This window comes from Streptomyces altiplanensis, assembly GCF_053591575.1.
In genome coordinates this window covers 41,625-53,412 of record NZ_JBSFUB010000004.1, presented here as the reverse complement: position 1 = coordinate 53,412, position 11,788 = coordinate 41,625, and the positions used below count along the sequence as shown (strand labels likewise).

General features: G+C 71.0%; 11 protein-coding genes. 2 read left to right on the top strand and 9 right to left on the bottom strand.

Translation table 11 applies throughout. The features are described 5' to 3' along the window. Positions 1 to 4: 4 nt before the first annotated feature. From ACWD0Y_RS02750 to ACWD0Y_RS02710, 9 genes are all read right to left on the bottom strand, one after another. On the bottom strand, positions 5 to 868 hold the full coding sequence (locus tag ACWD0Y_RS02750; RefSeq protein WP_093797951.1) for a carbohydrate ABC transporter permease: 864 nt from the start codon (positions 866 to 868) through the stop codon (positions 5 to 7). Continuing rightward, positions 865 to 1,833, bottom strand: a complete 969-nt coding sequence (locus ACWD0Y_RS02745; protein ID WP_450258680.1) for a carbohydrate ABC transporter permease — start codon at positions 1,831 to 1,833, stop codon at positions 865 to 867. The genes ACWD0Y_RS02750 and ACWD0Y_RS02745 overlap by 4 nt, the downstream gene beginning before the upstream one ends. Further along, positions 1,830 to 3,167: an extracellular solute-binding protein gene (locus ACWD0Y_RS02740; protein ID WP_450258679.1), complete on the bottom strand. Its 1,338-nt coding sequence runs from the start codon at positions 3,165 to 3,167 to the stop codon at positions 1,830 to 1,832. The genes ACWD0Y_RS02745 and ACWD0Y_RS02740 overlap by 4 nt, the downstream gene beginning before the upstream one ends. Before the next feature lie 643 nt (positions 3,168 to 3,810). Then, positions 3,811 to 4,200 carry a D-ribose pyranase gene (gene rbsD, locus ACWD0Y_RS02735; RefSeq protein WP_450258678.1) on the bottom strand — a complete coding sequence of 130 codons (390 nt, stop codon included), beginning with the start codon at positions 4,198 to 4,200 and terminating at the stop codon, positions 3,811 to 3,813. Beyond that, a complete protein-coding gene (locus ACWD0Y_RS02730) occupies positions 4,197 to 5,105 on the bottom strand; it encodes a ribokinase (RefSeq protein ID WP_450258677.1) in 909 nt (302 codons plus the stop codon). The genes rbsD and ACWD0Y_RS02730 overlap by 4 nt, the downstream gene beginning before the upstream one ends. Positions 5,106 to 5,163: 58 nt before the next feature. After that, positions 5,164 to 7,122 carry an ABC transporter permease/substrate-binding protein gene (locus ACWD0Y_RS02725; protein ID WP_450258676.1) on the bottom strand — a complete coding sequence of 653 codons (1,959 nt, stop codon included), beginning with the start codon at positions 7,120 to 7,122 and terminating at the stop codon, positions 5,164 to 5,166. Further along, on the bottom strand, positions 7,112 to 8,662 hold the full coding sequence (locus ACWD0Y_RS02720) for a sugar ABC transporter ATP-binding protein (protein ID WP_450258675.1): 1,551 nt from the start codon (positions 8,660 to 8,662) through the stop codon (positions 7,112 to 7,114). The genes ACWD0Y_RS02725 and ACWD0Y_RS02720 overlap by 11 nt, the downstream gene beginning before the upstream one ends. Then, positions 8,659 to 9,693 (bottom strand): LacI family DNA-binding transcriptional regulator, encoded by a 1,035-nt coding sequence (locus ACWD0Y_RS02715; RefSeq protein WP_450258674.1) that lies wholly within the window; start codon positions 9,691 to 9,693, stop codon positions 8,659 to 8,661. The genes ACWD0Y_RS02720 and ACWD0Y_RS02715 overlap by 4 nt, the downstream gene beginning before the upstream one ends. 209 nt (positions 9,694 to 9,902) lie before the next feature. Continuing rightward, positions 9,903 to 10,379 carry an ATP-binding protein gene (locus tag ACWD0Y_RS02710; protein ID WP_450258673.1) on the bottom strand — a complete coding sequence of 159 codons (477 nt, stop codon included), beginning with the start codon at positions 10,377 to 10,379 and terminating at the stop codon, positions 9,903 to 9,905. 258 nt (positions 10,380 to 10,637) lie between these two features. Here ACWD0Y_RS02710 and ACWD0Y_RS02705 point away from each other — a divergent pair, with 258 nt between their 5' ends. Both ACWD0Y_RS02705 and ACWD0Y_RS02700 read left to right on the top strand, forming a co-directional pair. Then, complete coding sequence (locus ACWD0Y_RS02705; protein WP_450258672.1) at positions 10,638 to 11,567, top strand: helix-turn-helix domain-containing protein; 930 nt, start codon at positions 10,638 to 10,640, stop codon at positions 11,565 to 11,567. Beyond that, complete coding sequence (locus ACWD0Y_RS02700; protein ID WP_450258671.1) at positions 11,564 to 11,764, top strand: DUF397 domain-containing protein; 201 nt, start codon at positions 11,564 to 11,566, stop codon at positions 11,762 to 11,764. The genes ACWD0Y_RS02705 and ACWD0Y_RS02700 overlap by 4 nt, the downstream gene beginning before the upstream one ends. Positions 11,765 to 11,788 lie beyond the last annotated feature (24 nt).

The following is an 11,788-nucleotide window of genomic DNA, read 5'->3' as shown; positions in this document are numbered from 1 at the left end:
GGCGTTACTGGCCGGCCAGACCGGTGTGGGCGACGCCGCGCACGATCTGGCGCTGGAAGAGCGCGAAGACGATCAGCAGCGGGAGCCCCGCGATGACGACGGAGGCCATCATCTGGGCGTACCGGAGCCCGTAGCTCGACTGGACGTTGACGAGTCCGACGGGGAGGGTCATGCCGCCCGGGTCGGTGGTCACCAGGAACGGCCAGAGGAAGTTGTTCCAGGTGGAGATGAACGTGAAGATCGCGACGGCCGCGAGGACCGGCCGGGACAGCGGCATGACGATGGTCCAGAAGACCCGCCAGCGCCCGGCGCCGTCGACGAAGGCGGCCTCCTCCAGCTCGCGCGGCACGCCGTCGAAGAACTTCACCAGGATGAACACCATGGCGGGTACGGCGACCTGGGGCAGGATCACGCCCCAGTACGTGTCGACGAGGCCGAGCTGGACCATCTCGGCGAAGAGGGGGGCGATCAGCACCTGCGGCGGCACCATGATTCCGGCGAGCACCAGTCCGTAGAGCGCTTTGCGCCCCCGGAAGTCGGTGCGGGAGAAGCCGTAGGCCGCCATCGCGCACAGGACGACGGTCAGCACGGTCGTCATCACCGAGATGTAGACGGAGTTGAACAGCCACTGGGTGAGGTCGCCGGACTTCCACACCTGCCGGTAGGCGTCGAAGGTGATGGTCGAGCCGATCCACTCCAGCGGTGTCTTCGTCGTCTCGCCCTCCGGCTTGAGGGAGGTGGCGACGGCCCAGGCGAGCGGCAGCACCCACACCACCACCAGGGCGAGGGCGGCGAGCAGCATCGCGGCGCGGCCCGGGGTCCAGCGGGCCCGGCGGCCCGTGGTGTCGGCCGGGGCGTGGGCGCTCATCGGGCGTTCTCCTCGCGTGTACGCCGGGACAGCCGCAGCTGCACCAGGGAGACGATCAGGATCAGGGCGAAGAAGATGTACGAGACGGCGGACGCGTAGCCGATCCGGTAGCCGGTGAATCCGGCCTGGTAGACGTACTGGAGGATCGGCCGGGTCGAGTCGTCGGGGCCCCCGCCGGTCATGATGTAGACCTGGTCGAAGATCTTCAGGGAGGCGAGCACCTGGAGGACGACGACCACGCCCGTGGTGCGGCTCAGCAGGGGCAGGGTGATGTGGCGCAGGCGGTGCCACGCCCCGGCGCCGTCGAGTTCGGCGGCCTCGTAGAGGTGCTGCGGGATGGCCTGGAGCGCGGCGAGGTAGAGCAGGAAGTTGAAGCCGACGGTCCACCACACGGTGGTGAGGACGATGGAGAGCATCGCGTAGCGCTCGTCGGTGAGCCAGCCGATCCCCGGGTTCAGTCCGACGGCGGCGAGTGCCTGGTCGGCGAAGCCGAAGTCGGACGGGAAGATCACCCAGAGGAAGAGCAGGCCGACGACTCCGGAGGGCAGCAGGAACGGCGCGAACCAGCTGAGCCGCCACAGCCACTGGACGATCCGGAGGTGGTGGGAGAGCAGGGCGAGGACCAGTCCGGTGACGACCAGGGGCACGGTGGACAGGACCGTGAACCAGACGGTGTTCCAGAGGGAGGACCAGACGTTCGGGTCCTGGAGGGCTTCGGCGTAGTTGTCGAAGCCGACGAATTCGCCTCCCGTACCGGCGATGTTGTCGCTGGTCATGCTCATGCCGATGCCGGAGAGCAGCGGCCACGCCAGGAAGAGGCCGTAGAAGAGGAGGAAGGGCGCGACGAAGACGAGCCCGTGCTCGCTCCAGTGGCGGCGTACGGTCATGGGCCTGGCGGCGGGCTCTGTCGCGGAGGCCCGCGCTCCGGCGGCCGGCGGCACGGTGGCCGGGTGGGTCACGCTCATGCCGCGCCTCCGAAGGGGTTGGGGGTCTCCAGCAGGGTGCGGACCCTGGCCTTGGCCTCGGTCAGGGCGTTCTCCGGCGTACGCGATCCGGTGAGGACGCCGGAGAAGACGGCGCCGAGTTCGATCCACATCATGGAGGCCGAGCCGGCGAACCAGGCGGGCTCGTCGAGTGCCACGTCGTCCACCACCGACCGGTAGGCGGACTGCGGGGTGAGCTTCAGGTAGTCCGGCCTCTCCAGGGTCGGCAGGTAGGCGGGTACGTGGCCGCCCTTGGCCCACTCGACGGTGTTCTTGAGCATCCAGGCGACGAAGGCGTGCGCCGCCTCGTTGGTCTTCCCGCCGCGCTCCTTCTGGTGGGGCAGGACGAAGGCGTGGCAGTCGGCCTGGGCGGTGGGGCGGCCGAAGAGGTTCGGTACGCGGGTCATCGAGAACGGCAGTTTGGTGGTGAGGAAGGAGCTGATCTCCCATTCGCCGTTGAGGTAGAAGCCGGTCTTCGCGTTGTTGAAGACGCCGATGGCGCCCGTGTAGTCGACCCGGCGGACGGCGAGGCCCTCCTCGACGAGCATGCGCATGTACTTCAGCGCGGTCAGCGCCTTGGCGTCGTCGACGGCGAGGGACTTCCCGTCGGGCGACAGCATGGTGCCGCCCTGCTGGGAGTAGAAGGTGGAGAAGAGCCGCCAGGGGCCGATGCAGTCGGCGCCGAGCGTCTCGGTGACCAGGGCCAGCTGCCCGGTGACCTTCTTGACGGCGCGCAGCGCGGCGGTGAACTGTTCGGCTCCCTCGATGGGCCGGAGGGTCTTGTCGGCGGCGAGCAGTCCGGCCTTCTCGCAGACCTCGGTGTTGTAGAAGAGCACCATGGGGTGGGTGTCGAGCGGGATCGCGTACTGCTTGCCGTCGACCGCGCCGCGCCGCCAGATGTCTTCGGGGAAGTCGTCCGCGTGGACGCCGTGCTCGGCCAGCAGGTCGAGGTCGAAGGGGTCGAGCAGCTTGCCGGGCCCGAAACCGGCGAGGCGGGCGAGGTGGAGCGCGGCGACTTCGGGGGCCCGGCCGCCCGCGCCCGCCATGCCGAGTTTGGTGTAGTAGGGGGCGCCCCACTGGAGGGTGGCGGATTCCAGGGCGATGTCCGGGTGCCCGGCCCGGAAGGCGTCGAGCATCACCTGCATGTTGACGCCGTCGCCGCCGCCGAAGAGGTGCCAGTAGCGGAGCCTGGTCTTTCCGTCGGCGACCGCCTGTGGCGCGGCGCATCCCGTCGCACCGGCCGCGAGAGTGCCGGCTGCGGCCAGTCCGCCCATCCCGGCAAGCACATTCCTGCGGCTCAGGAAAGGTCGTGCCATCCCCACCCCTAGTGTTCGGTATTTCGAATGGTGCTCGTAACTTCGAACGGGACCGTAGATTCAAACACCACGCACGTCAATGGAGTCGCACGGATTTTCTTCAAATCTCCGGACGCCGTTCGAAGTTACGAACAACCGGCCGCGATGCCCGCGGTGCGGGGAGGGCGTCTACGACGCCGCCGTCGCGGACCTTGCCGGAGGCCACGTCGTAACGCCGCGGTGAGCAGGGGAATCGGCGGTCGGCACCGTGGAACGGAGAGCCCGGGAAAAGCCGCAGGGCGCTGTGTGTACGGGCGGCCTCCGCCACGGCCTCTCCCGCTCGCCCGGCGAGCCGCGTACCGGTGACGAGCAGCGAGTTCCGGGCGAGAACGGCGAGCAGTACGGGGATGAGGCTTCCGCCCCAACGAGCCGGACAGCCACTCGCCCGCCAAGCCGTCGGGGGACGGCATGCCGATCGCTACGGCGGAGGCGGACGGCCCGCTCGGCCGCGACCTCCCTGAAACGCGGCACAGAAGAGGAACGCCGAGGTCCCGGGGGCGGGGTGGAATCCCCTGCCCCCGGGACCGCTCCCGTGCCTGTGCCCGCGCCCGCCTCTATGCCTGTGCTCGCGCCCGCTCCGTGTCCGTGTCCGTGTCCGTGTCCGTCAGAAGAAGACCCCGCAGCGCAGCAGTACGTTCGCGTACGGCCGTGCCTCCCCGGTCCGTACGATCAGGCGGGCCCCCGCCGACAGCGCCTTGAGTTCGTCGTGCGGGACCAGGGTGAGGTCCGGCAGACAGCCCTCCAGCAGCCGCGCCGCCGCCGGGTTCGCCTCCCGTACCTCGTGCGCCGCCGTCGCGCCCTCGATCACCAGCTCGGCCAGCAGTCCTTCCAGTACGTCGGCGAAGGACGGTATCCCGGCCCGGAAGGCCAGATCGACGACGCGCGGACCGGCCGGGACGGGCATGCCCGCGTCGCAGACGAGGACCCCGTCGCCGTGGCCCAGTTCGGCCAGTGCCCCCGCCAGGTGGCGGTTCAGAATGCCGGCCCTCTTCACAGCGCGGAGACCTCCTCGGCGGTCGGGAAGGACGCCTGCGCGCCCTCCCTGGTGACGGCGGCGGCGCCCACCCGTACCGCGAAGGCCGCGGCCTTCGCGAGGTCCTCGCCCAGGCTGAGCCGCCAGGCCAGGGCCGCGGTGAACGCGTCACCGGCACCGGTGGTGTCGACGGCGTCGACCCGGGGGCTCGGGACCCGTACGGCGGAAGCGTCCGTACCGCCCTCGGCGACCAGCGCGCCCTCCGCGCCCAGCGTGACGACCACCGACCGCGGGCCGAGCGCGAGCAGCGCCCGCGCCCAGTCCTCGGGGTCGTGCCCCGCCGCGTCGCCGAGCACGAACCTGGCCTCGTGCTCGTTGACGACCAGCGGATCGCAGGCGGCGAGCACGTCCGGGGGCAGCGGCGCGGGCGGCGACGGGTTCAGTACGAACCGGGCGCCGGCCGCCCGCGTACGCACCACCTCGGCCACGGTCTCCAGGGGGATCTCCAGCTGCGCCGAGACGACCCGGGCGCCGGCGAGGAGTTCCCCGGCGGCGCGGACGTCCCCGGGGGTCAGCCGTGCGTTGGCGCCGGGCGAGACGACGATGCTGTTGTCGCCCGACGGGTCCACGGTGATCAGCGCGACCCCGGTGGGCGCCCCGCCGACCAGGACGCCACTGGTTTCCACACCGGCCGCGCGCTGCGATTCCAGCAGCAGCCGCCCGTGGGCGTCGTCGCCGACCCGGGCGAGCAGCGCGGTCCTGGCACCGAGGCGGGCGGCGGCGACGGCCTGGTTGGCGCCCTTGCCGCCGGGGTGGACGGCCAGGTCGGAGCCGAGCACGGTCTCACCGGGCGCGGGGCGGCGCTCGACGCCGATCACCAGGTCGGCGTTGGCCGACCCCACGACCAGCAGGTCGTAGTCGTTCATGCTCTCCTGCTTTCGCTGTTCGTCGCGGTCACGATCGCGGACGACGTCACCGTCACCGTCATGAGAAGTCGGCGACGTTCTTCTCCGTCACGACCTTGACCGGCACCTTGACCATGCTGTCGATCTTCTTGCCCCGCGCGGCCTCGACCGCGTTCCGGACGGCGATCTTCCCGAGTTCCCTGGGCTGCTGGGCCACGGAAGCGTAGAGCGTGCCGGCCTCGACCGCCTTGAGACCGTCCGGCGTCCCGTCGAACCCGACGACGTCCACGGACTTGCCCGCCCTGCCGCCGAGCGCCTTGGCCGCGCCGAGCGCCATCTCGTCGTTCTCGGCGAAGACGCCGGTGATCCTGGGGTGGGACTGGAGCAGGTTGGTCATGACGTCCAGGCCCTTGGTGCGGTCGAAGTCGGCCGGCTGGGTGGCGACCACCTTGATTCCCGGGTACGCCCGGAGCCCCTCGGCGAAGCCCTTGCCGCGCTCGCGGCTGGCGGAGGTGCCCGCCGTGCCCTGGAGGACGACGATCTCGCCCTTGCCGCCGAGCTTCTCGGCCAGTGCCTTCGCCGCGAGCCTGCCGCCCGCGACGTTGTCGGAGGCGACGAGCGTGGCGGTGTCCGCCTTGTTGACGCCACGGTCGGCGGCGACCACCGGGATGCCGGCCTTGTTGGCCGCCCGCACGGCGGGGCCCGCCGCGTCGGAGTCGACCGGATTGACGATGATCGACTTCACGCCCTCGCCGGTGAAGTTCTGGAGCTGGTTGGCCTGCTGGGAGGCGTCGTTCTGCGCGTCCGTCACCGTGAGGTCGATGCCCGCCTTCCCGGCCTCCGCCTGCGCGCCCTCCTTCATCTGTACGAAGAAGGGGTTGTTGAGGGTGGAGAGCGACATGCTGACCTTGGTGGCCGTACCGGTGGAGCCGGAGTTGAAGAACGACACGGCACCGACGACGGCGGCCACGCACACGGCGGCGACCGCGAGTTTCACCGCGCCCTTGCGGCCGGACCCGGACGCACCGGCCCCGGACGAGGCCGCGGGGGCCGCCGATCCGCCGCCGGCCCGGCGCCGCAGCGTGTCCAGCAGGACCGCGAGCGCGATCACGACACCGATGACGACCTGCTGCCAGAAGGCCGAGACGGACAGCAGGTTGAGGCCGTTGCGGAGCACGGCGAGTATGAGCGCGCCGATCAGCGTGCCGGACGCCTTGCCGACGCCGCCCGCCAGGCTGGCGCCGCCGATGACGACCGCGGCGATCGCGTCGAGTTCGTACCCCTGCGCGGCCTGCGGCTGCGCGGAGACCAGGCGGGAGGCCAGGACGATGCCCGCGACGGCGGCGAAGAGGCCGGACAGGGCGTAGATGACGAGCTTCTGCCGCTTGACGCGCAGTCCGGAGAGCCGGGCCGCTTCCTCGTTGCCGCCGATCGCGTACATCGAGCGTCCGATGTACGTACGGCCGAGGACGAGCGCGGTCACGAGTCCCATCACGGCCATCACGAGGACCGGCACCGGAAGCCGGCCGCCGAGTGTGTCGCCCAGCACCGACACCGACTCGGGGAAGGCGATCGGGCTGCCCTGCGAGATGACCAGGGACAGTCCGCGGCCGATCGAGAGCATGGCCAGCGTGGCGATGAACGGCGGGAGTTTGCCGTACGAGACGAGGGCGCCGTTGACGAGGCCGCAGGCGATGCCCGTGGCGACGGCGAGGATCACCGCGATCCACACCGGGACGCCCTCGGACGTGGCCGTCCAGGCGAGCACGGTCGCCGAGAGCGCCGCCACCGACCCGACGGACAGGTCGATGCCCGCCGAGACGATGACGAAGGTGACGCCGAACGCGAGGATCGCGGTGACGGCGGCCTGCACTCCCACGTTGAGCAGGTTCTGGGTGGTGAGGAAGTCGCCGGAGAGCAGCGACATCGCCGCCACCAGGACCACCAGGGCGCTCAGCGCGCCGTTGTCGAGCAGGACGCGGCGGACCGTACTCGCGGCGCTCGCGCCCGTGTTGCTCTTGAGCGTGTCAGTGGCCACGGGGGCCCTCCACTTCGTTCTTCGCTGCGTTCGGGTTCGGGGCGCCGGCCGCCGGGGCGCCGACGGCGAGCGCCATCACCGCGTCCTGGGTCGCAACGCGTGCCGGGAGTTCGCCGGCGATCCGGCCCTGGGCCATGACCAGCACCCGGTCGCTCATGCCGAGGACCTCGGGCAGGTCGCTGGAGATCATCAGGACGGCGTGCCCGGAGGCGGTCAGTTCGTTGATCAGCTGGTAGATCTCGACCTTGGCGCCGACGTCGATGCCACGGGTCGGCTCGTCGAGGATCAGCACCCTCGTGTCGGCGAGCAGCCACTTCCCGATGACGACCTTCTGCTGGTTGCCGCCGGAGAGGGTGCGGACGTGCTGGCCGAGTCCCGCCATCCGTACGCCGAGCTGTTCGGCGATCCGGGCGGCGGCCGTGCGCTGCCCCTTGAGGTCCACGAGGCCGGCGCGGGTGGCCGAACGCAGCGTGACCAGGCCGAGGTTCTCCTCCACGGAGGCGTCGAGCACCAGGCCCTGGCCCTTGCGGTCCTCGGGCACGAGGCCGATCCCGGCGCCCATGGCGGCGTTCACGTCGCCCTTGGCCAGCCGCTCGCCACGCACCTCGACGCTCCCGGCGTCGTAGGGGTCGGCGCCGAAGACGGCGCGTACGACCTCGGTGCGTCCGGCGCCGACGAGCCCGGCGAGTCCGACGACCTCACCGGCGTGCACGTCGAAGCCGACGTCGTGGAACACACCGTCGCGGGTCAGCCCGCGCACGGAGAGCAGCGGCTCTCCCGTTTCCGGGCGTTCGCGCGGGTACTGCTGCTCGATGCTGCGCCCGACCATCAGCCGTACGAGCTCGTCCTCGGGCGTGGAGGCGGGCACCTGGTCGATGCTGCGGCCGTCGCGCAGGACGGTGACGCGGTCGCCGAGGGCCGCGATCTCCTCCAGGTGGTGCGTGATGAAGACGATGCCCACCCCGTCCTCGCGCAGCTGCCGCACGATCCGGAAGAGCTTGTCCACTTCCTCGCTGGTCAGTACGGCGGTCGGCTCGTCCATGATCAGGACGCGCGCGTCCAGGCTCAGCGCCTTGGCGATCTCCACCATCTGGAGCCGGGCGATGCCCAGTTCGCGCACCTTGGCCCTCGGCGAGACCCGCACGCCGACCCGCTTCAGCAGCTCCTCCGCGTCGGCCTCCATCCGCCTGCGGTCGATCATCCCGAAGCGCCGGGGCTGGCGGCCGAGGAAGATGTTCTCGGCGACGGTGAGCTCGGGCACCAGGTTGAACTCCTGGTAGATGGTGGCGATGCCGAGCCGCTCGGCGTCCTGCGCCCCGTGGATGCGGACCTCGCGCCCGTCGACCAGGACCCGTCCGCTGTCCGGGCGGTAGGCGCCGGACAGCATCTTGATCAGCGTGCTCTTGCCCGCCCCGTTCTCGCCGAGCAGGACGTGCACCTCGCCGCGCCGCAGGTCGAAGTCGACGGAGTCGAGCGCGACCACACCGGGGAAGGTCTTGCGTATGCCTTCGATGCGCAGCAACTCGCCTGGGCTGCTCACAGGTTGCTCCTCTGGCTCTCGTGCGGAGAATGCGAAGACCGCTCCTCGCCGCAGGACCGGCGTACGACGAGCCGGGCGGGAAGCGTGACGGACTGCGGCGGCCGGCCCTCGATGAGGTCGACCAGGGCCCGTACGGCGGCCCGGCCCAGCTCGCCGGTCGGCTGGGCGATCGCCGTGATCGGCGGATCGGTGTGGACGAACCACGGGATGTCGTCGAAGGCGGCGAGCCCGATGTCCTGCGGGACCCGCAGACCGCGCTCGCGGATCGCGTCCAGCGCGCCGAGCGCCATCAGGTTGTCGGCGGCGAAGACGACGTCGGGCGGCTCGGGCAGGGAGAGGAAGCGCGCGGTGGCGCGCCGTCCGCTGGCCGCCTGGAAGTCGCCCTGGCCGATGTAGGCGTCGGGCAGCGGCAGTCCGTGCTCGCGCAGCGCCTCACGGAACGCCTCGACGCGCTCGCTGCCGGTGGTGGTGGCCGCGGGCCCGGCGATGATCGCCAGCCTGCGGTGGCCGAGGCGGTGGAGGTGGCCGACGAGGTCGCGTACGGCGGGGCAGCCGTCGGCGCGCACGACGGGCACGTCCACACCCGGAATCCAGCGGTCGACGAAGACCATGGGGGTACCGCCGCGCGCGGCGTCGAGTATCTGCGGGGAGCCGCCGTCGGTGGGCGACACGAGGAGCCCGTCGATCCGGCGGTCGAGGAGCGTACGGACGTGGTGGTCCTGCAACTCGGGCCGCTCGTCGGCGTTTCCGATGATGACGCTGTAGCCGAGCGCGCGCGCCGCCTCCTCGACGGAGCGGGCGAGCGCGGTGAAGTACGGGTTGAGCACGTCGCTGATGACGAGCCCGAGGGTGCGCGTCTGGTCGGTGCGCAGCGACCGGGCCACGGCGTTGGGCCGGTAGCCGAGCGCGTCGACGGCGGCGAGGACGCGGGCCCGCGCGTCGGGGCTGACGGACGGGTGGCTGTTGAGGACGCGCGAGACCGTGGCGACGGACACTCCCGCCTCGGCCGCGACATCTTTGATGCTCGCCACTGCCGGACCACCTCCTTGTGGTTTCGGTGAACCTCGGTTCCGGGGGCCGCGGTCAGGGCCCGACCCCATGGAATCGATTACATGGCTGATTGGAAACGATTACACGCACCGGAAGCAATACCTCCACCCCACAGCGAGACCGGATCGTGACCGATTGCCGCTCAGATGAGCGACTCACCGCGCCGGACCCGGCCCCCGTGAACGTGCGGTCAGCCGACCAGCCCCACGACCGCCCAGGCGGTCTTCGCACCGGCCGGTTCGGGGACGAAGCCCCAGTTGACGGAGAGGGCGGAGACGAGGAGGAGTCCCCGGCCCTGCGCGTCGTCGCCGTCGCCGTCGGCGGGGACATCGGCGGGAACGGTCCCGGAAGGCGGCAGGAGATCACCACGGGGGTCCGTGACGTCGATCCGCAGTACGGACGCCCTGGGCGTGACCGGCACAAGGGTGAGTCCCAGCCGGAAACCACGTCCGGGCACGCGGCCGTGCAGGACGGCGTTCGCGGCGAGCTCCGCGACGACCAGCTCGGCGGCCCGTACGCAGTCGTTGTCCGGCGGCCACCCCCACGCGTCGAGCTGCTGGACGGCAAGCAGCCGCGCGAGGCGGGCGCCGCGTCGGGTGGCACTGAGCAGTTGCGTGAACCGCTGGGCGGAGACGGCCGTTCGAGCCGTGGTGATCTCGGAGTTCATGCAGCTCAGCGTGGCCGGACCGGGGAACCCCCGGCCAGGGCGCGGGGTGGTACGGGAGGCACGCGTACCGGCGTGGAGCACCGCGCGTACCACCGGTCGGGCCCGGGTGGGCCGACGGTGCACGTGGGGGTGATCTTCGTCCTTTGTTCACTGTGTGTGTGCGATCGCTCGTATTCTGGTGACGACAGCGGGCGGTACGGCGGGCCGGCGTACCGGTCGGGGCGAGGGTTGGTCGGGGCGGGTCGGACGGTGGACGCGATGGCGGCAGCGGATGCGCGGGCAGTGGTGGAAAGCCGGGATGCGGAGACGGGGGACGACCGGCTGCGGCCCGGCCCCGAGCCCGCCGACGAGGAGTACGGGGACGACGGGGACAGTGGCGGGGACCTGTTCCGGACGATCGGCCGCCAGGTGCGGCTGCTGCGGGAGCGGGCGGGCTGGACACAGCGGGAGCTGGGCGAACGCCTCGGATACGGGGAGGACCTGATCTCCTCCCTGGAACGCGGCAGGCGGACACCGCAGCCGGAGTTCCTGCGGGCGGCGGACGGCGTTCTCGGTGCGGGCGGGTTGCTGCGAGCTGCGGAGGAGGACGTCGTACGGGCGAAAGCGCGGGCACGGGTGCGGCATCCGGCCTGGTTCCGGGACTATGCGCGGCTGGAGCGCCAGGCTGTCGAGCTCTGCTACTACAGCAACCACACGATTCCGGGCCTGCTGCAGACCGAGGAGCACGCGCGTGCTCTCTACATCATGCGGAAGCCGCTTCTGGACGAGGAGACGATCGAGCAGCGGGTGGCCGCACGGCTCGCTCGGCAGGAGATTCTGACCACTTGGCCGGTTCCGATGGTGAGTTGCGTCGTCGAGGAAGCCGTCCTTCGACGGCCCATCGGCGACTGGGCCACACACGCAGGACAGTTGGAAGCGCTGCTCCGGCTCGGTGCTCTGCGCAGCATGGAACTGCAGGTGATGCCGACGGACCGGCGTGAACACGCCGGCATGGGTGGCCCGTTCATTCTGCTGACCCCGAAAGGCAAAGCACAGGTGGCGTACCTGGAGGTCCAGAACTCCAGCCAGCTGATCACCGACGCTGAGGAAGTTCGCATTCTGGCTGCACGGTACGGCAGTATCCGGTCTCAGGCCCTCACACCACGTGAGTCCTTGGCCTTGATTGAGAGCTTGCAGGGAGAGCGATGAACACCGACGCACACGGCACGGAAGAACTCGCTTGGTCCAAGAGCAGCTACAGCAGCAACGAAGGCGGCGAATGCGTGGAGGTCGCGGTGCGCGCCGGTGCCGTTCACGTCCGCGATTCCAAGGACCCGGCCAGTGCGCAGCTCACGGTGGCGGGGCCCTCGTGGACCGACTTCGTGCGCTTCGCCGCCCAGGCGTAGATTCCCCCTGTCAGCGGCGCCGTC